The sequence below is a fragment of the Streptomyces sp. NPDC048196 genome, assembly GCF_040652715.1.
Taxonomy (GTDB): Bacteria; Actinomycetota; Actinomycetes; order Streptomycetales; family Streptomycetaceae; genus Streptomyces; species Streptomyces siderophoricus.
The window spans coordinates 36480-58517 of sequence record NZ_JBEZMM010000048.1 but is presented as its reverse complement, the minus strand read 5'-3'; the positions used below and the strand labels follow the sequence as shown (position 1 = coordinate 58517).

Annotated in this window: 18 protein-coding genes, 1 tRNA gene and 1 pseudogene; 10 read left to right on the top strand and 10 right to left on the bottom strand. The window is 72.0% G+C overall.

Annotated features, from left to right (window positions below):
• Window positions 1-426 precede the first annotated feature (426 nt).
• The 3 genes from AB0E02_RS31935 to AB0E02_RS31925 form a co-directional block, all read right to left on the bottom strand.
• Entirely contained in the window at window positions 427-645 is a 219-nt protein-coding gene (locus AB0E02_RS31935) for a hypothetical protein (RefSeq protein ID WP_362145810.1), read from the bottom strand.
• 36 nt (window positions 646-681) lie between these two features.
• Complete coding sequence (locus AB0E02_RS31930) at window positions 682-1422, bottom strand: TetR/AcrR family transcriptional regulator (RefSeq protein WP_362145807.1); 741 nt, start codon at window positions 1420-1422, stop codon at window positions 682-684.
• A gap of 74 nt (window positions 1423-1496) precedes the next feature.
• Window positions 1497-2444, bottom strand: a complete 948-nt coding sequence (locus tag AB0E02_RS31925) for a diiron oxygenase (RefSeq protein ID WP_362145804.1) — start codon at window positions 2442-2444, stop codon at window positions 1497-1499.
• 170 nt (window positions 2445-2614) lie between these two features.
• On the opposite strand from AB0E02_RS31925, the gene AB0E02_RS31920 reads away from it, so the two are divergent.
• Both AB0E02_RS31920 and AB0E02_RS31915 read left to right on the top strand, forming a co-directional pair.
• Window positions 2615-3724, top strand: a complete 1110-nt coding sequence (locus tag AB0E02_RS31920; protein WP_362145801.1) for a ferritin-like domain-containing protein — start codon at window positions 2615-2617, stop codon at window positions 3722-3724.
• A 46-nt stretch (window positions 3725-3770) separates the two neighbouring features.
• On the top strand, window positions 3771-4697 hold the full coding sequence (locus AB0E02_RS31915; RefSeq protein ID WP_362145798.1) for an ADP-ribosylglycohydrolase family protein: 927 nt from the start codon (window positions 3771-3773) through the stop codon (window positions 4695-4697).
• Here AB0E02_RS31915 and AB0E02_RS31910 read toward each other — a convergent pair.
• Window positions 4609-5529: an alpha/beta hydrolase gene (locus AB0E02_RS31910; RefSeq protein ID WP_362145795.1), complete on the bottom strand. Its 921-nt coding sequence runs from the start codon at window positions 5527-5529 to the stop codon at window positions 4609-4611. The genes AB0E02_RS31915 and AB0E02_RS31910 overlap by 89 nt on opposite strands.
• 91 nt (window positions 5530-5620) lie before the next feature.
• On the opposite strand from AB0E02_RS31910, the gene AB0E02_RS31905 reads away from it, so the two are divergent.
• Window positions 5621-6073, top strand: a complete 453-nt coding sequence (locus AB0E02_RS31905) for a MarR family transcriptional regulator (RefSeq protein WP_362145792.1) — start codon at window positions 5621-5623, stop codon at window positions 6071-6073.
• An 11-nt stretch (window positions 6074-6084) separates the two neighbouring features.
• Here AB0E02_RS31905 and AB0E02_RS31900 read toward each other — a convergent pair whose 3' ends face one another.
• The 5 genes from AB0E02_RS31900 to AB0E02_RS31880 all read right to left on the bottom strand — a co-directional run bounded on the left by AB0E02_RS31900 (window position 6085) and on the right by AB0E02_RS31880 (window position 11157).
• A complete protein-coding gene (locus AB0E02_RS31900; protein WP_362145789.1) occupies window positions 6085-6930 on the bottom strand; it encodes an ATP-binding cassette domain-containing protein in 846 nt (281 codons plus the stop codon).
• 94 nt (window positions 6931-7024) lie between these two features.
• Window positions 7025-7513: an HD domain-containing protein gene (locus tag AB0E02_RS31895; RefSeq protein ID WP_362145786.1), complete on the bottom strand. Its 489-nt coding sequence runs from the start codon at window positions 7511-7513 to the stop codon at window positions 7025-7027.
• A 68-nt stretch (window positions 7514-7581) separates the two neighbouring features.
• Window positions 7582-9033: a penicillin-binding transpeptidase domain-containing protein gene (locus tag AB0E02_RS31890; RefSeq protein WP_362145783.1), complete on the bottom strand. Its 1452-nt coding sequence runs from the start codon at window positions 9031-9033 to the stop codon at window positions 7582-7584.
• Window positions 9030-10493 carry an FtsW/RodA/SpoVE family cell cycle protein gene (locus tag AB0E02_RS31885; protein ID WP_362145780.1) on the bottom strand — a complete coding sequence of 488 codons (1464 nt, stop codon included), beginning with the start codon at window positions 10491-10493 and terminating at the stop codon, window positions 9030-9032. The genes AB0E02_RS31890 and AB0E02_RS31885 overlap by 4 nt, the downstream gene beginning before the upstream one ends.
• Before the next feature lie 364 nt (window positions 10494-10857).
• The gene (locus AB0E02_RS31880) at window positions 10858-11157 is read right to left on the bottom strand and encodes a hypothetical protein (RefSeq protein WP_362145777.1); all 300 of its coding nucleotides are present in this window, start codon (window positions 11155-11157) and stop codon (window positions 10858-10860) included.
• Window positions 11158-12276: 1119 nt separating this feature from the next.
• On the opposite strand from AB0E02_RS31880, the gene AB0E02_RS31875 reads away from it, so the two are divergent.
• Window positions 12277-13563: a cytochrome P450 gene (locus AB0E02_RS31875; RefSeq protein ID WP_362145774.1), complete on the top strand. Its 1287-nt coding sequence runs from the start codon at window positions 12277-12279 to the stop codon at window positions 13561-13563.
• Window positions 13564-14162: 599 nt separating this feature from the next.
• On the opposite strand, the gene AB0E02_RS31870 is transcribed toward AB0E02_RS31875, so the two are convergent.
• A tRNA-Arg gene (locus tag AB0E02_RS31870) sits at window positions 14163-14234 on the bottom strand.
• A 236-nt stretch (window positions 14235-14470) separates the two neighbouring features.
• On the opposite strand from AB0E02_RS31870, the pseudogene AB0E02_RS31865 reads away from it, so the two are divergent.
• The 6 genes and pseudogenes from AB0E02_RS31865 to thrB all read left to right on the top strand — a co-directional run.
• A pseudogene (locus AB0E02_RS31865) lies at window positions 14471-14845 on the top strand (response regulator); the annotation flags it as partial.
• Between the two features lie 457 nt (window positions 14846-15302).
• Window positions 15303-16640, top strand: coding sequence for an ArgS-related anticodon-binding protein NrtL (gene nrtL / locus AB0E02_RS31860; protein WP_362145771.1), 1338 nt, complete (start codon window positions 15303-15305; stop codon window positions 16638-16640).
• Window positions 16641-16671: 31 nt separating this feature from the next.
• Window positions 16672-18063, top strand: a complete 1392-nt coding sequence (gene lysA, locus AB0E02_RS31855) for a diaminopimelate decarboxylase (RefSeq protein ID WP_362145768.1) — start codon at window positions 16672-16674, stop codon at window positions 18061-18063.
• A 149-nt stretch (window positions 18064-18212) separates the two neighbouring features.
• On the top strand, window positions 18213-19505 hold the full coding sequence (locus AB0E02_RS31850; RefSeq protein WP_362145765.1) for a homoserine dehydrogenase: 1293 nt from the start codon (window positions 18213-18215) through the stop codon (window positions 19503-19505).
• An 8-nt stretch (window positions 19506-19513) separates the two neighbouring features.
• Window positions 19514-20599, top strand: coding sequence for a threonine synthase (gene thrC / locus AB0E02_RS31845; protein WP_030414153.1), 1086 nt, complete (start codon window positions 19514-19516; stop codon window positions 20597-20599).
• 339 nt (window positions 20600-20938) lie between these two features.
• A complete protein-coding gene (gene thrB / locus AB0E02_RS31840; protein ID WP_362145760.1) occupies window positions 20939-21856 on the top strand; it encodes a homoserine kinase in 918 nt (305 codons plus the stop codon).
• The last annotated feature ends 182 nt before the right edge of the window (window positions 21857-22038 follow it).

The following is a 22038-nucleotide window of genomic DNA, read 5'->3' as shown; positions in this document are numbered from 1 at the left end:
ACACTCCCCCACCGGGTGGGGACGGGCCGGTGGGGCCTTGTTCGTGGACGTAAAGCGACAGCAGTCCACGAACAAGGCCCCGGAGGTCCGTCACCGCACCCAACACAACCCAGCCCGCCGCAGGCGCAACGGCGAACAACCCCGACAGCGGGAAAGACAGCTACGTGCGGGGCGCCGCAAAGCGCGCAACGGCGACCAAGCCCCGCGGCGCAGCAGACGGCTACGTGCGGGGGCGCCGCAAAGCGCAACGGCGACCAAGCCCCGCGGCGCAGCAGACAGCTACGTGCGGGGGCGCCGCAAAGCGCAACGGCGAGACGACCCGCGGCGCCGCAGCCAGCTACGTGCGGGGGCGCCGCAAAGCGCAACCGCGAGCAACACCCACGGCGCTGCAGCCGAGTACGTGGGGGGAAAGAGCTACCGCTACCGCTACCGCGTACCCGCGTACTCGTAGCGCCAGCCGCGGGGCAGGCCGAGGCGGCCCGCGGGGCCCGGGACCCGGCGGTAGACATGCAGGGTCGGGCGCCCGTCGTCGTTCGGCACCGGGATCTCGTAGGTCTTCGGCGGCTGGCCGGTCATCCCGACCAGCACGGGCAGCACCCGGCCGTCGAGGGGCCCGCCGACGAAGGGTGTGTTCTCGCTTCGCACGTTCCCAGTCTCACATCGCGGGGTTCGCCGTGCAGGTCACAGCAGGTGTCCGGCGTCGCTGACGACCGGCAGGATGCGGCGGGCCAGGTCGCCGACCGGGCCTTCGGAGGACTCCATCCGCAGCGCTCCCCGGGTCACCCGCGCGGTCTGCGGATCGCGCGCCGCGGTGGCGGTGAGCAGGGCGACGAAGTGGTCGACCAGCCAGTCGCGCAGCTCGTCGAGCGGTGGCCGCTTGCCCTCGTCGAGCCAGATCAGCGAGGCGCCCTCGACGGCGGTGATCCACATCCGGACGGTCATCCGCAGCCGCAGACCTGGTTCCGGCTCGCCCAGGTGGCGCAGGATCTGGTCGGCCGCGGCGCGCCGTACCTCGTCCACGATCGCGCTCGTACGGGAGGTCTCCACGACGCTGCCGCCCTGGAGCAGCGCGCTGAAGCCGGCGTCGTGCTCGTCGACGAACGCCAGATAGCGGTCCAGCGCACGGGACAGCCGCTGGGTGAGCGGACCGGTCTCCGGTTCGGCGAAGCAGCGCTCCAGGATGTCCGCCGCGCTGCGCAGCGCGGCCTCGTACAACTGCTGCTTGCCGCCGGGGAAGTAGCGGTAGACGAGGGGCCGGGAGACCTGGGCGGCGGTGGCCACGTCGTCCAGCGAGACGTCCTCCGGCGCGTGCTGGGCGAACAGCCCGAGGGCCGCCGCGAGCAGTTGGCTGCGGCGCTGCTCGACGCTCAGCCTGCGGTAGGCGGGTCGGGGTACTGCTGGGGCGGTGCCGCTGCCGTTCATGGGCAGCAGGGTATCCGTCCCGGATTTCGACTCGTACAGGTGCTCGCCCCCAACGGTCGGCGCGGGCGGCCGCTTCAGGCCAGCAGGCCCGAGCTGCGCCACAGCCGGCGGCCCACGCCGCGCAGTACGCCGATCTCATCGAGGAAGTCGGTCAGCCTCCGGGCGCCGGACTGCATGACCTCGCGGCGGTGGCCGCTGGCCTTCACCTGGGCGACCGCCTCCCGCCGGTCGAGCCCGACGTTGCTGTACACCCGCGGGTTGACGAAGGCGACGGAGAACACCCGGGCCGCCTCGCCGCAGCTGAGGCGGGTCAACTCGCGCTCCCAGCGCGGTGCGGTGACCATCTGGCGGCGCAGCTCCTCGCGGGCGTAGCGGACGTGCCGGGCCTCCTCGACGACGTGGATCCGGGTCACCCCGCGCACCAGGGGCTGCACCCGCTCGTCCGGGAAGGTCAGCCGCTGCATCCAGTCCAGGATCTCCTCGCCGAGCAGGGTGCAGGCGAAGGAACCCGGGGTGGTGGAGACCGTCTTGAGGATCCGGGCGAGGTTGTGGTTGAGCCGCGAGACCGGGTACGCAGGTGCCCCGCCGTGCTGGATCATCCGCGCGAACATCTTGGAGTGCCGGCACTCGTCGGCGATCTCGGTGAGGGCGTACCGGACGTGGGCGCTGGTCACCGGCTTGTCGTAGATGTGCCGGACGAGCAGCTGCATCAGGATGATCTCGAACCAGATGCCCAGCGAGGCGAGCGAGGCGGCCTCGTGGCGGGCGAGGTCCTGCTGCTGCTCCAGCGACATCTTCTTCCACAGCGGGGTGTCGTAGAGCGAGACCAGCTCCGGCGGCCAGAACCATTTGCCCTCTTCGAGGGGCGCGTCCCAGTCGAGTTCGGTGTCGGGGTCGAAGGAGTGCTTGGCGGAGGAGTCGAGCAGTCGCTCGGCGACCTGTTCCCGGTCCTTGAGCAGGCCGAGGGCGTCCCGGAGGGCTTCGGTGTCCGTCACGGTCGGTGCGGTGGGCGCGCTCGTCATGGCTGTGGCTACCTCGCTAGTGGCGTGTTACCCGCGGTCAGCTCTTATGAGACTGCGTGTCAGCAAGCTCGTCAATCCCTCCTGCACGAGTTATTGACCCGCCGGTAAGGAACGTGTGAGCCTGCCAACGACCGCCGCTGGCGCGGCGTTTGGCGAGCCGAGGAGGCCCCGTGTCCACCCGAGACCTGTACGTGCGCAATCCGGGCGACGACCTGTGGGCGGTGCCGGCCACCGGCGCGGCCCGGTTCAACTGGGAGTACGACGACGGGCGGGACCGGCTGCTCGCGCTCTACCAGAAGGGCAAGGACAAGCAGTGGGACGCCACCCTGCGGATCGACTGGGACCTGGAGGTCGATCCCAAGGACCCGCTCGGCACCCCTGACGAGTCGATGTCCCTGTACGGCACGAAGTACTGGGACAAGATGACCGAGAAGGACCGCGGTGATCTGCGCCAGCACTACACCGCCTGGCAGTTCAGCCAGTTCCTGCACGGCGAACAGGGTGCCATGGTCTGCGCGGCCCGGATCGTGGAATCCGTTCCGGACATCGACGCGAAGTTCTATTCGGCGACCCAGACCATGGACGAGGCCCGGCACGCCGAGATATACAGCCGCTTTCTCCAGGAGAAGATCGGGATGCTCTACCCGATCAACGACAATCTCCAGGCGCTGCTCGCCGACACCCTCAAAGATTCCCGCTGGGACATGCCCTACCTCGGCATGCAGGTACTGATCGAGGGCCTGGCGCTGGCCGCCTTCGGCATGATCAGGGACACCACCGACAAGCCGCTGCCGAAGCAGATCCTGGCCTATGTCATGCAGGACGAGGCCCGGCACGTGGCCTTCGGCCGGATGGCGCTGCGCGACTACTACAAGCAGCTCACCGACGCCGAACTGCGCGAACGCGAGGACTTCGTCATCGAGGGCTGCTATTTGATGCGCGACCGGCTGCGCGGTCTCGAAGTCCTGGAGAATTTCGGCATTCCGCCCAAGGAGGCCGCCGAATTCACCGAACGCTCCGAATTCCTGCACCTCTTCCGGAAACTGCTGTTCAGCCGGATCGTCCCGTGCGTCAAGGACATCGGCCTGTGGGGCGAACGACTCCAGCGCGCCTATGTGGACCTGGGCGTCTTCGAATTGGGTGACGCCAACCTCGATCTGCTGATGGCCCAGGACGAGGAACTCGCCGAGAAACTGGACGCCGAGCGGTTCGCCGCCGAGGAGGCGGCCCGTACGGCCGAGGTCGCGGCGGCCATCGCCCAGGGCGAGGCGGCCGGCTGACCGGGGCGGCGCCCACGCTCCCGGGGTCGAGTGGCAGGATCCCGGCATGGACACGGACGACCGCCGGCGGGCTGCCCGCACCGCCCTCGAAGGGCTGGCGTACGGCGACGCCTTCGGGGAGCGCTTCTTCTCCCTCTTCCGCCCGCCGGAGGCGGCCCGGCAGCTGATCGCCACCCGGACCCCGCCCCCGGACCCGCACTGGCACTGGACCGACGACACCGCCATGGCACTCGACCTGCTCGCCGTCCTGGAGGAGTACGGCGAGGTCGAGGAGCGGCCGCTGGCGGAGCAGTTCGCCGCCAGCTACCGGGCCGACCCCGGGCGCGGTTACGGATCCGGCATGCATGCGCTGTTGCCCCGCGTCGCCGCCGGCCCCGAGCAGTGGGAGGAACTCGCGGGCCTGCTCTTCGGTGGCGAGGGCAGTCTCGGCAACGGCGCCGCCATGAGGGTGGCCCCGCTCGGTGCCTGGTTCCACGACGACCTCGACCGCGCCGCCGACCAGGCCGCGCGCTCCGCCCGGGTCACCCACGCCCACCCCGAGGGCATCGCGGGCGCGGTCGCGGTGGCCGTCGCGGCCGCGCTCTCCGCCCGCGGCGAGGTGCCCTCCCTCACCGCCGTCGCGGACCGCACCCCCGACGGCCCGGTCCGCCGCGGCCTGCTCCGCGCCGCCGCCCTGCCGCCCGGCACGACCCCCGAAGAGGCCGCCGCCGCACTCGGCAGCGGCGGGCGCATCCGCGCCGACGACACCGTCCCGTTCGCCCTGTGGTGCGCGGTCGTCCCCCAGGCTCTGAAGGAGCAGGGCGCCACCCCCACCTGCGGCGACCTGGAAGCCGCCCTCTGGGCCGCCGCCGCCGGCTTCGGCGACGTGGACACCACCTGCGCCATCACGGGCGGTGTGGTGGCGGCCCGTACTGGTGTGGCGGCGCTGCCGGAGGAGTGGCGGGCGCGCCGGGAACCGCTGCCAGGAAACTGAGCACCCGCCGGGCGACCTCACCGTCCGTGTCCTCCGGCAGGGAGTGGTGGGCGGCGCCCGGCACGGTCTCGATCCGCGCGCCCGGCAGCGCCCGGGCGGCCCCGGCCGCCACCCGCCGCAGGTCGTGCGCCCGGCTGCGCCCCGCCAGCAGCACCAGCGCCGGCAGCCCGGCCGCCGCCGGCCCGGACAGGTCGGGCCGCGGACCCGTCACCACCTTCGCGCCCCGGAAGGCGACCGCGCCCACGCCCATCAGCCGCACCAACTCCGGCGCCGGCGGCGCGCCCCCGGTCTCCCACTCCAGGAACCGGCGGGTGCTCCGCTCCCCGGGCCGTACGAACAGCGGCACCGCCCGCGCCAGATAGGACGGCCGGAAGGGGGCGAAACACCCGGTCGGATCGAGCAGCACCAGGTGGTCCACCCGCCGGGGCGTTCGGGCCGCGTAGGTCGCCGCGACCCAGCCTCCGTACGAGTGCCCGAGCAGCGTGGCCGAGGTCAGCCCGAGGCCGCCGTGCACCCCGTCGAGCCAGTCCATCAGGTCCGCCGGCCGCCGCACCCGGCGGCCACCGGGCACGCTCAGTCCCGGGGTGCCCATCTGGTCCACCGCGTAGACCCGGTGCGTGCCGGCGAGCGCCGGGGCGAGCGCGTACCAGACGGCCGAGGTGGTCCCGCCGCCGTGCAGCAGCACCACCGGGGGGCCGTCGGCGGGCCCGCAGGCGTGGACGCGGGTGGTGCCGAACTCCGAGGGCAGGTCGAGCCGTTCCACGGAGATCGGCCAGCGCGCCATGGCCTGCGCACAGGCGGTGGGGAAGGTGCTGGGGTCGGTGGCTGCCATACGGCCGTCCTCCCGTACATCATCTCGTTCACCAAGTATCTCGATGAGCGAGATATTAGAGTACGGTGCGGGAACGGAAAGGCGGTCGGACATGGTGCAGCGGCAGGAACCGGCGGGGATGGAACTGATCCATCTGTTGCGCGAGGTGACCCTCCAACTCGACCTCGCGGGCGCCCAGTTCGCCGGCCGCAACGGCCTGCATCCCACCGACCTGCGGGCTCTGATCGGCCTGCTGGACGCGGCCCGGGCCGGCGTCCCCTCGACCCCCGGCCGGCTCGGCGCGCACCTCGGCCTGAACTCCGCCGGCACCACCGCACTCGTCGACCGCCTGGAGCGGCTCGGTCTGATCCGCCGGGTCCGGGACACCGAGGACCGGCGCCGGGTGCTGCTGGAGGTGGACGAGCGCGCGGTCGACCTGGGCCAGTCGTTCTTCGGCCCGCTGATCGACCGCACGCTCGCCCTGCTCGCCACCTTCGACGCCGGCGAACGGGCCGCGATCCGGCGGTTCCTGGACGGCGTCCGCGAGGCGGCGGAAAGCCCGTAGCGGAGCCTTGGTCAGCGGCGGCCCGAGCGGGCCAGCCAGCGGCCCTCGTGGCGGGACACCTCGATCGGGCGCCCGAAGCAGGCCGTCATCCGCTCCCCGGTCAGCACCTCGTCCACCGGCCCGCGCGCCTGCACCCGGCCGTCCCGCAGCAGCACCGCGTGCCCGACGGCCGGGGACAGCTCCTCCAGGTGGTGGGTGACCGTCACCGTCGCCAACTCCGGCCGCCCGGTGGCGAGTCGGTGCAGGGCGTCGATCAGGTCCTCGCGGGACGGCAGGTCCAGCGCGTTGAACGGCTCGTCGAGCAGCAGCAGCGAAGGGTCGGCCATCAGTGCCCGGGCGATCAGGAGCCGGGCCCGCTGCCCGCCCGAACACACGCCGTACGGCCGGTCCGCCAGCTCCTTGCAGTCCAGCTCGGCGAGCAGGGCGTGGGCGCGTTCGCGGGTGGCCTCGTCGTACGTGCGCCACAGCGGCTGCACGGTCCCGGTCGCGCCGGTCAGCACGACCGTGTGCCCGGTGGCGTCCTGCGGAACCTTCTGGGCGCCGGAGACCAGCCCGATCACCGCCCGCAGTTCACGGACGTCCACCGAGCCGAGCCGGTGCCCGAGCACCTCGACGCTGCCGACCGTCGGGAACATCAGCGCACCGATGAGCCGCAGCACGGTGGTCTTGCCGGCGCCGTTCGCGCCGAGCAACGCCCAGTGCTCACCGGACCGCACGGTCCAGTCGATGCCGTCGAGGATGACCTGTCCGGTGGTGTAGCGACGGACGCCGACGCCCTCCAGGGCGGCGATCACGCGCGCCGCCCGCGGGGCCGTGGGGTCCGAGGACTGCGGGTCCGAAGGCTGGGTGGGAGTCATCGCCGCAGACTAGCTGTGCATACCACCTTTCCGCGTGGGCGTCCGGGGTGTGGACCGGGCCGGCGCGACCCGGTCGAGACCGGAGCCCACGCGCTCAGGCCAGGCCCAACAGCCCCCGCACCCGCGCGTACTTCGCGGTCAGCCGCTCCCGGGTCGCCGCGTCCAGCACCGCCAGCCGGGCCGGATCGGCGTTGTGCGCCAGGTCCGCCTCCTTGACCAGCAGCGCACCGGGCGTGGCCAGGATGCGCGCGGTGTACTCCTCGACCGGCTCGCCCGGCCGCTTGCTGACCGCCCGCACCATCGCCTTGGTCGCCCCGGTCAGCGCCGCACCGGCCAGCCACTCCTCGCTCAGCGCGGCGTCCTCGACCGCGTCGTGCAGCCAGGCCGCCGCGATCTGCTCGTCGCTGCCGCCCCGTTCGCGTACGCCCGCGGCCACCGCGGCCAGGTGCTCGGCATACGGGCGGCCCGCCTTGTCGGTCTGCCCCTGGTGCGCGCGCCGGGCCAGCGCCTCCACTTCGGCGAGCGACAGGGGCGGACGGGACGGGGCCCGGGGCGGGGAAGGGGACGCGGTCGGATCAGCCATGCGGCCATTGTGTCCCGGGGCCGGCCGCGGTGGCGGGGGAGCGGCTCACCGCGCCCCGGGGGAGCGGCTCACCGCGCGGCCGTCATCACCGCCCGGGCGATCGGCGCCGCATTCCCCCCGCCGCTGATGTCCGCGCGCTCGGCCGCCGCGTCCTCGACGACCACGGCCACCGCGACCGTCGGTTCGTAGGTGTCCTTCGTCCGCGCCCAGGAGATGAACCACGCGTACGGCGTGCCCTCGTTGCGCACCCCGTGCTGGGCGGTGCCCGTCTTGCCGCCGACGGTGAGGCCCTTGACGGCGGCGCGCCGGCCGCCGCCGTGCTCGACCACGTCGACCATCATCTCCTGGAGCTGCTCGGCGGTGGCCGGATTGATCACCTGGCGGGTGGCCGGATGCGGACCGGCCGCGACCAGCACCCCGTCCGCGTCGGTCACCTCGTCGACGAGGTACGGCGGCGTCAGCTGCCCCCCGTTGGCGACCGCCGCCGCGACCATCGCCATCTGGAGCGGGGTCGCCGCGGTGTCGTACTGCCCGATGGCCGACAGCGCGACCTGCGCCGGATCCATGCGGGTGTCGAAACGGCTGGGCGCGACCGGCGACGGGATGCGCAGCCCGCGGTCGTTGAAGCCGAACCGCCGCGCCGTCGCGGCCATCCCGCGCAGCCCGACGTCGACGCCCAGCCGCGCGAACACGGTGTTGCAGGAGGCCCGGAACGCCTCCTTCAGCGAGGCGTCCGCACAGTCCTTCGCGGCATTGCCGAGCCGGGTGGCGGTCCCCGGCAGGACGTACGGATCCGGAGAGTCCGTCGGCGCGTCGATGTCGGTGACCCGGCCGCTCTCCAGCGCGGCGGCCGCGGTGACGACCTTGAAGGTCGAACCGGGCGGATAGGTCTGCGCCAGCGCCCGGTTGAGCATCGGCCGGTCCGCGGCGGCGTTCAGCAGGCGCCAGGCCGCATCGACCGCGGGCCCGTTGCCGGACAGCACCCCCGGCTCGTACGACGGGGAGCTGACCAGCGCCAGGATCCGCCCGGTGCGCGGCTCGATCGCGGCGACCGCGCCCTTCCGGCCGCCCAGCCCGGCGAACGCGGCGCGCTGCATCCGCGGATCGATGGTGGTGTGGACCTGGCCGCCGGGCCGGTGGGTCCGGGTCAGCCGGTCCCACCAGGGGAAGGTGGCGAGCCGCGGGTCGGTGCCGGCGAGCACGGCGTCCTCGGCGCGCTCCAGCAGCGAGGTCCCGTAGGTCTGCGAGGAGTAGCCGGTCACCGGTGCGTACAGCGGGCCGTCGGCGTACGCGCGCTCGTAGCGCAGCCGCCCACCACTGTCCCGCGAGCCGGTCACCGGCCGGCCCGCGACGAGCACGGCGCCCCGCGGCTGCGCGTACCGGGCGATCGCCGCCCGCCGGTTGGCCGGGCTGGCGTCGTAACTCCCGGCCTCGTACACCTGCACCCGGGCGGCGTTGACCAGCAGCGCGACGAGGAGCAGGAAGGAGAACGCGGCGGTGTGCCGGATACCGCGGATCAACGCCCGGCCTCCGGGGCGGGCGCGCCACCGGCCGCGTCCCGGGCCCGCACCGGCGTCATGAACCCCGTCACCCAGCTCCCGCCCCCGGCCGGCTGCCGCCCCGCCGGCCGCGGCGCCCGCGCCCGGTCGCTGACCTTCAGCAGCAGCGCGACGATGATCCAGTTCGTCACCACCGACGACCCGCCCTGGGCGAGGAACGGCATCGCCATCCCGGTCAGCGGGATCAGGCCCATCACCCCGCCCGCGATGACGAACACCTGGATCGCCGGCAGCGCCGCCAGCCCCACGGCCAGCAGACTGCCGAACGGATCGGGCTGCCCCAGCGCGGCCCGGTAACCGCGGCCCACCAGCAGCGCGTACAGCACGAACAGCGCCGACAGCCCGGCCAGCCCCAGCTCCTCACCGCACGTCGCCAGGATGAAGTCGGACTTCATGGCGAAGCCGATCAGGTACGAGTGGCCCTGCCCGAGACCGGTGCCGAAGACCCCGCCCGCGGCGAACGCGAACAGCGACTGGGCGAGCTGCCCGGCCCCCTTCCCGGCCGCGATCCCGGCGAACGGATGCTGCCAGTCCTCGACCCGGCTGTGCACATGCGGCTCCAACGTCCCCACCGCGGCCGCCCCGACGGCCGCGAGCAGCAGCCCGACCGCGATCCAGCCGGTCCGCCCGGTCGCCACGTACAGCAGCACCACGAAGATCCCGAAGAACAGCAGCGAGGTGCCCAGATCGCGTTCGAGGACCAGCACCGCCACGCTGACCAGCCAGACCGCCACCACCGGCCCCAGCACCCGCCCGGCCGGCAGCCGCAGCGGCCCCACCGTGCGGCCGGTGTGCGCCAGCGCGCCGCCGTTGGCGGCCAGGTACGCCGCGAAGAACACCGTGATCAGCACCTTGGCGAACTCACCGGGCTGAAGCGAGAAACCGGCCAGCCGGATCCAGATCCTCGCCCCGTTCACGGCGGGGAACAGGATCGGCGCGACCATCAGCAGCAGCGCGAGCGCCGCACACACATACGCGTACCGCTGCAGCACCCGGTGGTCGCGCAGCAGCAGCACCACCGCGATGCACAGCGCCACCCCGACCGTCGACCACATCAGCTGGGCGGGCGCGGCCCGGTCCCCGGGCGTCTCCAGATCGAGCCGGAAGATCAGCACCAGCCCGAGCCCGTTGAGCAGCACGGCCGTGGGCAGCAGCAGAGGATCGGCGTACGGCGCGCGGAAGCGCACCACGAGATGCGCGAGCAGCGCCAGCCCGCCGAGCCCCGCGCCGTACCGCACCGCCCCGCCCGGCACCGCATGCCAACGGGCCAGACCGACGACGACGTACCCGCAGACGCTGATCAGCACGGCCCCTACGAGGAGGGCCAGTTCGATACCCCGCTGCTTGGTCCCCGGCGGCAGCGCGGGCGAAGGCTCCGCCGGCTGCCGTCCGGCGACGCCCGCCCTTGCCCTCGCCGTCATGCCTGGCAACGTAGCAAGCAGTGGCCGGTATTTCCGCTATGTCGGATGTGGCGGCCGGGGGGTCCGCACGTCCGGGGGCGGGTGGTCGTGCGTGCGGGGCGGGGGGCGGTGGGTGCGGGGGCGGGCGGCTGTGCGTGCGGGGGCGGGCGGCTGTGCGTGCGGGGGTGGGTGGCTGTGCCTGCGGGCGCGAGGTCCGGTTGGCCGGGGACGGGAGGCGATCGGGCGTCCGGTGACGGGAGGCCGGTTGGCTGGTGACGGGAGACGATCGGCGGTCCGGTGACGGGAGACGGTCGGTCGGTCCGGTGACGGGAGACGCTCGGTCGTCCGGTGGCGGGAGGCCGGCCGCCCGGGGTGGTGCCGCTGATCAGCACCAGCGGGGCTCCGCCCCCTCGCTCACGATCCCGCGCTCCGAAGACCAGGCGTACGAGGCGTCGCTGAGCCGGTACCAGACCGGGTTCCCCTTGACGCGCTGTCCGTTGACCCGGCAGGCGATCCCCACCACGGTCCCGTACCGCTTCGCCCCGACGGCCCGGTACCGGTTGCTCGGCCCCGTCCGCACCACCAGGCCCTCCTTGGCCACCACCCGCCCCGTGGGCCGGGCCGGGCTGCCAGGGTGGTCGCCCGCCGCCACGGCCGGTTCCGCCAGCCCCACCGGCCCCGCCACGACAACCCCACCCAACGCCCCGGAAACGACCCAGAGAACCACCCGGCCGCCCTTCCTCTGCCACGCCCGCGAATCCCACGAACGCGAATCCCCCCACCGCGAGGAACGCGAAGGCGAATGCCGCGAAGCCGAATACCGCGAGTGCGAACGCTGCGAAAACATGCGCTCCCTCCCAAGGAGAAAAGACCCCGAGCAAGACCCCGAGCGAACCCCGAGCGAACCCCGAGAACCTCTCCCTCACGCTAAGGAGACCCCATAGCGTCCGCAACCGCTTACGCTACGTAGCGCAAATCTCTCCCCATAACTCGCCGGCGCCACAAAAACCCTGCCGCACATTCCGCCACCAACGAACACCACCCGAAATTCCTCGGCCCCAATCTCTCCGCTTTCTCCGCCTCCTCCGCACCCCCCACCCCCTCCGCTTGGCTTTCCCGCCGAGCCGTCCTCGCCTACCGGAAGCGTCAGTTCGCCGTGACCCACCCCACCCCCTCGTACGGATGGAGGCAACGGCCGCGGAGCCGACGGCCGCATCGCCGTCCGCATACGCACCGGCCTACGTGACACCACCGGCGCGCGAGCACGAGGACGAGGGCGGAGGTGAAGGCGAGCACGAGGACGAAGGTGGAGTCGGAGGCGAGCACGAGGACGAGAGCGGAGACGACGACTGGGCGGAGACGACGACTGGGAGGGGCTGGGGCGCCGTCACCGGCCCGCCGGCACGTACCCCGCACCCGGTGCGGGGCGCTACGGGGGCCCCTCCCACCCCACTCCGGCCCACCCCTAAGGGGAGAATCACGCAGTCCTCAGGGTCTTCCCAGGGTCCTCCCAGGGTCTTCCAAGGGGCTTCCCGGGTTGTTCCGCGAACGCACTCAATGACAGTTTGTAAACTCCTCTCGAACGAACAGACCGAAAAGCAGAAGGCCGAGCTCGTCACGCTGAAGCGGACGACCGAAGACACCGGTCGACGGCATGGACCCGCGCCATGACCGCCGCGAGCGAGGGGCTATGGCGTACGTCACCTCCGAGCACGCCGAGTGGAGGGTCCGCGCTGCTCCGGCCGCCCTGTGCGGCCGGGCGCGCGGGTGACCGTCCCCCTCGACGAAAGGCAGTATTAGCGTCATGACGACTCTCCGTTCCCGGATCATCGCCTGGGCCGGCCGTATGTATCTGTCGAGAACGCGCAGGAAGGGATTCGATCTGTCTCGAATGTCTTTCTTGCCCGAGTCCGTCCTGATGCCGCTGCGGCGCGAAGGGCTCGACCCCGTAGGCGATTTGGCGGCTGTCCGGGAACGCGAGCCCATCAGCAAGCTCCCGGTTCCGATAGCCGCCAACGTATGGCTGGTGACGGGTTACGACGAGGTCAAGGCCGTGCTCGGAAAGGCCAACGCCTTCAGCTCGGACTTCACCAATCTCGTCGGCAAGGCGGGCGCCGGCGCCGAACAGAACCCGGGCGGCCTGGGATTCGCGGACCCGCCGGTCCACACCCGCCTCCGCCGCCTCCTCACGCCCGAATTCACCATGCGCCGCCTTGGCCGGCTCACCCCGCGCATCCACGAAATCGTCGAAGAACGCCTCGACGCGATGGAAGCCGCGGGCAAAAACGGCGACCCGGTCGACATCGTCCACGCCTTCGCGCTGCCCATTCCGTCACTCGTCATTTGCGAACTCCTCGGCGTCCCTTACGAGGACCGCGAAGACTTCGAACGACTCAGCGCCGCCCGCTTCGACCTTTTCAGCGGAGCGAACGCGTCCTTCGGCGCCATATCCGAATCCCTTTCCTACTTCCGGGACATCGTCAAGAAGCAGCGGGAAAACCCGGGTGACGGTCTCCTCGGCATGATCGTCAAGGAACACGGCGACACGGTCAGCGACGAAGAACTGGCGGGCCTGGCCGACGGCGTCCTCACCGGCGGCTTCGAAACCACCGCCAGCATGCTGGCGCTCGGCGCGCTGGTCCTCCTCCAGGACCCGAAGCACTTCGCCGCCCTCAACGACGGCGACGACGCGGTCGACCGCTACGTCGAGGAACTCCTGCGCTATCTCACCGTCGTCCAGGTCGCCTTCCCGCGCTTCGCCCGCGAGGACCTGGAAATCGCCGGCGTCCAGATCGCCGCCGGCGACGTCGTCCTCTGCTCCCTCAGCGGCGCCGACCGCGACGGCAACCTGGGCCCGGACATGGAGGTCTTCGACCCCTCCCGCAACGTCCCCTCCCACCTGGCCTTCGGCTACGGAATCCACCGCTGCGTAGGCGCCGAACTCGCCCGCATGGAACTCCGCACCGCCTACCCGGCCCTGGCCCGCCGCTTCCCCCACATGCGCCTCGCCACCACCCCCGAAACCCTCGACTTCCGCAAACTCTCCATCGTCTACGGCGTCGAATCCCTCCCGGTCCACCTGAACGGCTGACGCCAACGCCCCACGTCCGTCGGGCACTTGACACCACACAAGTGCCCGGGTGCCTCCTTCCGTCACACCGATGGAGGCGCTGCACACCCCTCGGCGGCCCCGCCGACGGATGGAGCGCGCTACCGATGGCGACTGGCCCTGACGGCGTCGAGATCATCGAAGCCAAGAGCAGCCCCGATCACGCGGACGACCGACCACGAGTACGTACGAGCGGCCCTCGCCCAGCTGCTGGACTACGCGCCGCACAGCCGGTCCGCTTCCGGGCGGCTCCCCATGTCTTCGAACGGCTGACGGCACCCGGCGAGGCCCGGGACCGGATGCGCGGGGTGGGCCAACGGCTGAGGCCCCGGCCGCCCCGTCCTTGCGGCCGCCCGCCACCCGCCGGAAATGCGGCTCCGTCCGGATCTTCCGGCGGAGCCGCACTCAGCTGATCAACAACCCGCGCCGATCACTGCACGGAGACCGGCGTCAGAATGACAAAAACTGCCCTGCGAACCGGCGCCAGAACAGCAAAAAACCGGACCCGTTAAACCAGGTCCGGCTCTTCATTCCTCGCACTCAAGCAGATCAGCAGCTTGATCAAGCCGCTTTCCGCAGAGTGCCCCCGGCAGGATTCGAACCTGCGCACACGGCTCCGGAGGCCGTTGCTCTATCCCCTGAGCTACGGGGGCGTTGCCGCGGTGTTTTGCGGCGACGGGTAGAACCCTACCAGCTCCGATGGGGTGTTCATGAACAGGTTTGGGGAGGGGTGGGGGAGAGGTGTTTCCGTGCCCGACTCGGGTGGGTGGAGGGGGGCCTTAGCGCATTGCGATGGTGCGGCGGTGGTGGTCGGGGAAAGGTCCCTCACACGGGGGCGGAAGTGGGCAAAACCGGGACGGCGCCGCAGGTGGGCCCCTAGTCTCATGGTGTGCCTGGCTTGTCCGGTCGGATCCTTGTTGTGGACGACAACAAGGTGATCCGGCAGTTGATCAGGGTCAACCTTGAGCTGGAGGGCTTCGAGGTCGTGACCGCGGCTGATGGTGCCGAATGTCTGGATGTCGTGCACCACGTGAGACCTGATGTCGTGACCCTTGATGTCGTGATGCCGCGGCTCAACGGTCTGCACACCGCGGCACGTCTGCGGTCCGATCCGCGGACCTGGGACATTCCGATCGCCATCGTCAGCGCCTGCACGGAGGGCGAGGTCGACAACGGCGAGTCGGTGGGGGTGGATGCGTTCCTGGCGAAGCCGTTCGAGCCGACGGAGCTGGTGCGGACGGTGGGGAAGCTGGTGCGTGAGGGGCGGCAGCAGCGGGAGCGTGGGCCGGGGGAGCGTTCCGGAGGGAGTCCGGCCGGGCCCGAGGGTGGGAGCGGGGAGTCGGAGTACGGCGGTGGCCGGGAGGACGGGGGAGCCGGGGTGACCGGAGCCGAGGCCGAGGGGGAGAGCGCACCGGCCGGTGGGCACGTCGGCGTGGGGGAGGGCGCCCCGTCCTCGTCCCGTGGGCATGTCGGCGTGGGGGAGGGCGCCCCGCCCTCGTCCCGTGGGCATGTCGGCGCGGGGGAAGGTGACCCGTCCTCGTCCCGTAGGCATGTCGGTACGGGTGGGGAGCATGGGGCGGGGTAGTGAGCCGGGTAGTTGAGCCGCGCGGCCACCTCGTGCCCAGGGCGGCTGCCGGGCGAGGCCGTGGAGTGCGGCGCCTCGGTGTCCACAGGGCGAAACCGGTCGCGTCGATGACCCCGTTCTCCCATACGCTTGTCCCGTGACCCCGGCTGAGCTTTCCCGTACCGTCCTGCGCTCCGTGCGCGGTGCCGTCGAGGATCGGGAGCTCTCCGTGGCGGTGCCGGCGCGGATCGTGGTGCGGCCGCCGAAGCGGCCCGGGTCCGGGGACTACGCGTCGAACGTTGCGCTGCAGCTCGCCAAGCCCGCGGGACGGCCGGCCCGGGAGATCGCCGAGATCCTGCGGAAGCGGCTGGCGGGGAGCCCGGGGATCGACCGGGTGGAGATCGCCGGGCCGGGTTTTCTGAACTTCACGCTGGGGGACGGGGCGCTGGTCGACCTCGTGCGCCAGATCCTGACGCAGGGCGTCTCCTACGGTGCCTCTTGCAGTGTCTCCTACGGTTCCTCCCACGGCGTCTCGTGCGGTGCGCCCCCTGGCGATGTCACGTACGGCGCCCACTCGTACGCCATGTCCCCCGCGGGCACTGTGGATCGCGGTGCCCGGGACGTCGTCGTCGCCGAGGCGCTGGCGCGGATCGAAGCGGCGGTGGGGGACGGCGTCCAGCCCCCCGCCCAGCAGCGGCCCCACGAGCCCGGCAGGCCCCACGAGCCCGACGCGCCTCACGAGCCCGGCAGGCCCCACGAGCCCGGCAAGCCCCGCGAGTCCGACGGGCCCCACAACCCCCACGAGCTGGCCGCGCTGGTCGCTCGGCTCGGGAGTGACGAAGCGCGGTGGGTGTTGTTGCGGCCCGCCGCTCATGATCCGGTGCGGGTGCCCGAGCGGCCGGTGCAGCGGGAGGGGAACCCGCGGTTCCTGGTGCAGTACGCGTACGCGCGGGTGCGGGCGCTGGTCCGGAATGCCGATGATCTGGGGTTCGGGTCCCGGCCGGGGGAGGTCCTCGGGGACGACCCGGGCGCCGTCCCCGCCTCCCGTCCCGACCGGCCCGTTGCCCCCGCCTCCCGTCCCGACCGGCCCGTTGCCCCCGCCTCCCGGTCCGACCAGCTCGTCGCGCCCGCCTCCCGTCCCGACCAGCTCGCCGCGCCCGCCTCCCGTCCCGACCAGCTCGCCGCGCCCGCCTCCCGTCCCGACCAGCTTGCCGCGCTGCGTGACCGGATCCGGGAGCTGCACGGTCTGCTCGCCACCTACCCCTCCGTCATCGAGGTCGCCGCGCGGCTGCGGGCGCCGGACCGGGTGGTGCGGCATCTGGAGGCGACGGCCGAGGCGTTCTTCCGGTGGCACGACGCCTGCCCGCCGCTGCCCGTCGGGGAGCAGAAACCCTTGGCCGTGCACCGTGCCCGGCTGGCCCTTGCCGAGGCCGCCGGGACGGTGCTCGCCAACGGCCTGCGACTGCTCGGCATCTCCGCACCCGAACACCTCTGAGCTTGTGAAATTTTGAGGGGAACTTCCTGTTATGAGCCGTTCCGCGCATCCTGCCGGGCCCCGGCACGCCGACGTCCTTCCCGAGGGGCACTACGCCGGGCCGCCCGCCGACCTCAACACCCTTGACCGGCACGTCTGGTCGCGTACGGTCCGGCGCAACGCCGACGGCGCGGTGACCGTCGGCGGGCTGGACGTCCGTGCGCTGGCCGAGGAATTCGGTACGCCGGCGTACTTCCTGGACGAGGACGACTTCCGGGCGCGCTGCCGGGCCTGGCGCGACGCCTTCGGTACGGACGCCGACGTGTTCTACGCGGGCAAGGCGTTCCTGTCCCGGGCCGTCGTGCGGTGGCTGCACGAGGAGGGGCTCAACCTCGATGTGTGTTCGGGGGGCGAGCTCGCCACCGCCCTCTCGGCCGGGATGCCCGCCGAGCGGATCGCGCTGCACGGGAACAACAAGAGCACCGAGGAGATCACCCGGGCCGTGGAGGCCGGGGTGGGGCGGATCGTGCTCGACTCGTTCCAGGAGATCGTGCGGGTCGCGCACATCGCCGAAAGGCTCGGCAAGCGGCAGCGGGTGCAGATCCGGGTCACGGTCGGTGTCGAGGCGCATACGCACGAATTCATCGCGACCGCGCACGAGGACCAGAAGTTCGGCATCGCACTGGCCGGTGGACAGGCCGCGGAGGCCGTGCGGCGGGCGCTGAAGCTGGACGGGCTCGAACTGATCGGGATCCACAGCCACATCGGGTCGCAGATCTTCGACATGGCCGGCTTCGAGGTGTCGGCGCGGCGGGTCGTGCAGCTGCTGACCGAGGTGCGCGACGAGCACGGGATCGAGCTGCCGGAGATCGACCTCGGTGGCGGGCTCGGGATCGCGTACACCTCCGAGGACGATCCGCGCGAGCCGCACGAGATCGCCAAGGCGCTGAACGAGATCGTGACGAAGGAGTGCCAGGCGGCCGGGCTCGGCGTACCGCGGCTGTCGGTCGAGCCGGGCCGGGCGATCGTGGGGCCGACGGCCTTCACGCTCTACGAGGTCGGCACGGTCAAGGAGCTGGAGGGGCTGCGGACGTACGTGTCCGTGGACGGCGGGATGTCGGACAACATCCGCACCGCCCTGTACGACGCGGAATACAGCGTGGCCCTGGTCTCCCGGACCTCGGACGCCGAGCCGATGCTCTCGCGGGTGGTCGGCAAGCACTGCGAGAGCGGGGACATCGTCGTCCGCGACGCCTTCCTGCCGGCCGACGTCGCGCCGGGGGACCTGCTCGCGGTGCCGGCGACCGGGGCGTACTGCCGGTCCATGGCGAGCAATTACAACCACGCGCTGCGGCCGCCGGTCGTGGCCGTGAAGGACGGTGCGGCCCGGGTCATCGTCCGGCGCGAGACGGAGGAAGATCTCCTGCGCCTGGATGTCGGGTAGGGCCGGATCGCCGGGGCCCGGCCCGGGATGAAATAAATGTCTCGGTATCCGGACGACGGACGGAAACCGGCGTCCGGTGCGTGAGACTGGTGCATGAGTCTTGCGCGGAGCAAGACGGAAATCGCTGATCGATGAGAAGCAGGGGTCGAATGATGCGTACGCGTCCGCTGAAGGTGGCGCTGCTGGGCTGTGGTGTTGTCGGCTCAGAGGTGGCGCGCATCATGACGACGCACGCGGACGACCTCACGGCCCGGATCGGCGCGCCCGTGGAGCTGGCCGGGATCGCGGTACGCCGCCCCGACCGGGTGCGCGAGGGCGTGCCGGCCGAGCTGGTCACCACCGACGCCACCGCGCTGGTGAAACGGGGCGACATCGACGTCGTCATCGAGGTCATCGGCGGCATCGAGCCCGCGCGGGCGCTGATCACCACCGCCTTCGAACACGGCGCGAGCGTGGTGTCCGCCAACAAGGCGCTGGTGGCCGCGGACGGCGCGGCGCTGCACGCCGCGGCCGAGGCCAACGGCGCGGACCTGTACTACGAGGCCGCCGTCGCCGGCGCGATCCCGCTGGTCCGGCCGCTGCGCGAGTCGCTGGCCGGCGACAAGGTCAACCGGGTCCTGGGCATCGTCAACGGCACCACCAACTTCATCCTCGACCGGATGGCGTCGACCGGCGCCGGGTACAGCGAGGCGCTGGACGAGGCGACCGCCCTCGGTTACGCGGAGGCCGACCCGACCGCCGACGTGGAGGGCTTCGACGCCGCCGCCAAGGCCGCGATCCTCGCCGGGATCGCCTTCCACACCCGCGTCACCATCGACGACGTGCACCGCGAGGGCCTGACCGAGGTCACCGCCGCCGACATCGCCTCCGCCCAGCGCATGGGCTGCACGGTCAAGCTGCTGGCGATCTGCGAGCGGGCGGCGGACGGGGCGTCGGTGACCGCCCGGGTGCACCCGGCGATGATTCCGCTGACGCATCCGCTGGCCTCCGTCCGGGAGGCGTACAACGCGGTCTTCGTGGAGGCCGACGCGGCCGGCCAGCTGATGTTCTACGGGCCCGGCGCGGGCGGTGCGCCGACCGCCTCCGCGGTGCTCGGCGACCTGGTCGCGGTCTGCCGCAACAAGCTCGCCGGCGCCACCGGCCCCGGGGAGTCGGCGTACACCGCGCTGCCGGTCAGCCCGATGGGCGAGGTCGTCACGCGCTACCACATCAGTCTCGACGTGGCCGACAAGCCCGGCGTTCTCGCGCAGGTCGCGACGGTCTTCGCCGAACACGGCGTATCGATCGATACGGTCCGCCAGCAGGGCAAGGACGGCGAGGCCGACCTCGTCGTCGTCACCCACCGGGCCGCCGACGCGGCCCTGTCGTCGACCGTCGAAGCGCTGCGCGAGCTCGACACCGTACGCGGCGTCGCCAGCATCATGCGGGTCGAAGGGGAGTAAAGGAACCCATGTCTGCCAATTCCACCGCCGCCACCACCAGCCGTCAGTGGCGCGGAATCATCGAGGAATACCGCGACCGGCTGCCGGTCAGCGACACGACCGAGGTCGTCACCCTCCGCGAGGGCGGTACGCCGCTGGTACCGGCCCAGGTGCTCTCCGAGCGCACCGGCTGTGAGGTGCATCTCAAGGTCGAGGGTGCCAACCCCACCGGTTCCTTCAAGGACCGCGGCATGACGATGGCCATCACCCGCGCCAAGGAGGAGGGCGCCAAGGCGGTCATCTGCGCCTCCACCGGCAACACCTCCGCCTCGGCCGCCGCGTACGCGGTGCGGGCCGGCATGGTCTGCGCGGTGCTCGTCCCGCAGGGCAAGATCGCGCTCGGCAAGATGGGCCAGGCGCTGGTGCACGGCGCGAAGATCCTGCAGATCGACGGGAATTTCGACGACTGTCTGACACTGGCCCGCGGCCTGTCCGACAACTACCCGGTCGCACTTGTGAACTCCGTCAACCCGGTGCGCATCGAGGGCCAGAAGACCGCCGCCTTCGAAATCGTCGACATGCTCGACGACGCGCCGGACATCCACGTGCTGCCGGTCGGCAACGCCGGCAACATCACCGCGTACTGGAAGGGCTACCAGGAGTACGCGGCCGACGGCATCGCCTCCCGCACCCCGCGGATGTGGGGCTTCCAGGCCTCCGGCTCCGCGCCGATCGTGCGCGGCGAGCCCGTCAAGGACCCGCACACCATCGCCACCGCGATCCGCATCGGCAACCCCGCATCGTGGGCGTACGCGGAGCGCGCGCGGGACGAGTCGGGCGGCTTCATCGACGAGGTGACCGACCGTCAAATCCTGGCCGCCTACCGGCTGTTGGCCGCGCAGGAGGGCGTGTTCGTGGAGCCCGCCTCGGCCGCTTCGGTGGCCGGTCTGCTCAAGGCCGCCGAGCAGGGCAAGGTCGACCCGGGCCAGCGCATCGTCTGCACGGTCACCGGCAACGGCCTGAAGGACCCGGACTGGGCGGTCGCCGGTGCGCCGCAGCCGGTCACGGTCCCGATCGACGCGGACGCGGCGGCCGAGCGGCTCGGCCTCGCCTAGGACGCGGCCGTACGGGCCCGGCGGCCCGTACGGCGCCCGGTGACCGGACGCCGCCGTCCGGTCACCGACCCGCACAGCAAACTGTGCAAAGACTGCAAAGCCCGAGGCTGCAGCCGTCGGGGCACGGGAAGGCGCGCGACACGCATCGTGCGCCTCCTGTGCGCCCTATGTCGCGGCAGAACCTTCCTTCGATAGGCTGGCAGCCAACTCCCCTCCCCACGGCATAACGCAGTGGTGTTCAGGGCAGGTCAGAACAGACCCCACGAGCCGGCCGGGCACCTCGGTGCCGCGGCGCTCCGGGTCAGTACCGCAGCATCAATCAAGGAGAGTCATCGAGCGATGGCCGGTCCCGCGTTCCGCGCCGCCGCCGTCCGGGTGCGCACCCCCGCTACCAGCGCCAATCTCGGTCCCGGCTTCGATGCCCTGGGTCTTTCCCTGGGCCTGTACGACGATGTCGTGGTGCGCGTCGCCGACTCCGGGCTGCATATCGACATCGCAGGTGAGGGCGCCGACACCCTCCCGCGCGACGAGAGCCACCTGCTCGTCCGGTCGATGCGCACCGCCTTCGAGCTGCTCGGCGGACAGCCGCGCGGCCTGGAAATCGTCTGTGCCAACCGCATCCCGCACGGTCGCGGCCTGGGCTCCTCGTCGGCCGCCATCTGCGCCGGCATCGTCGCGGCCCGCGCCGTGACGATAGGTGGCGAGCAGAAGCTCGACGACGCCGCTCTGCTGGAGCTGGCCACCGAGATCGAGGGCCACCCCGACAACGTCGCCGCCTGTCTGCTCGGCGGCTTCACGCTCGCCTGGATGGACACCGGCACCGCACGGGCGATCCGGATGGATCCGGCCGATTCCATCGTTCCGGTGGTCTTCGTGCCCGGGAAGCCGGTGCTCACCGAGACCGCCCGCGGACTGCTGCCGCGCACCGTCCCGCACGTGGACGCCGCGGCCAACGCCGGCCGCGCCGCACTGCTCGTCGAGGCCCTGACCAGGCGCCCCGAGCTGCTGCTCGCCGCGACCGAGGACCGACTTCACCAGGAATACCGTGCCCCGGCGATGCCGGAGAGCGTGGCCCTGGTGAACCGACTGCGCGCGGACGGCGTCCCCGCAGTCGTGTCCGGTGCGGGCCCGACGGTGCTCGCGCTGGTCGACGACGCGGCGGCCGAGAAGGTCGCGGCCCTGGCGGGCGAGGGGTGGGCGGCGAACCGGCTGACCCTCGACGCGACAGGGACCGGTGTCCTGCCGCTCGCCGGGTGATCACGCAGCGTATCGACGATTGCCGGTCTTTGAGAGGGGGAATGTTTGTTGGATCCGGTAGTGTTAACCTCAAGTGAGTACGAGCCGCCGCTGTGGCGCTGTGCTTCGTGTCCCCCATCGGGACCACCTTTCTTCCGGGAGCCTCCCAAACTGCTTGGAGCAGTTGCCTGAAGCAGAAGCGA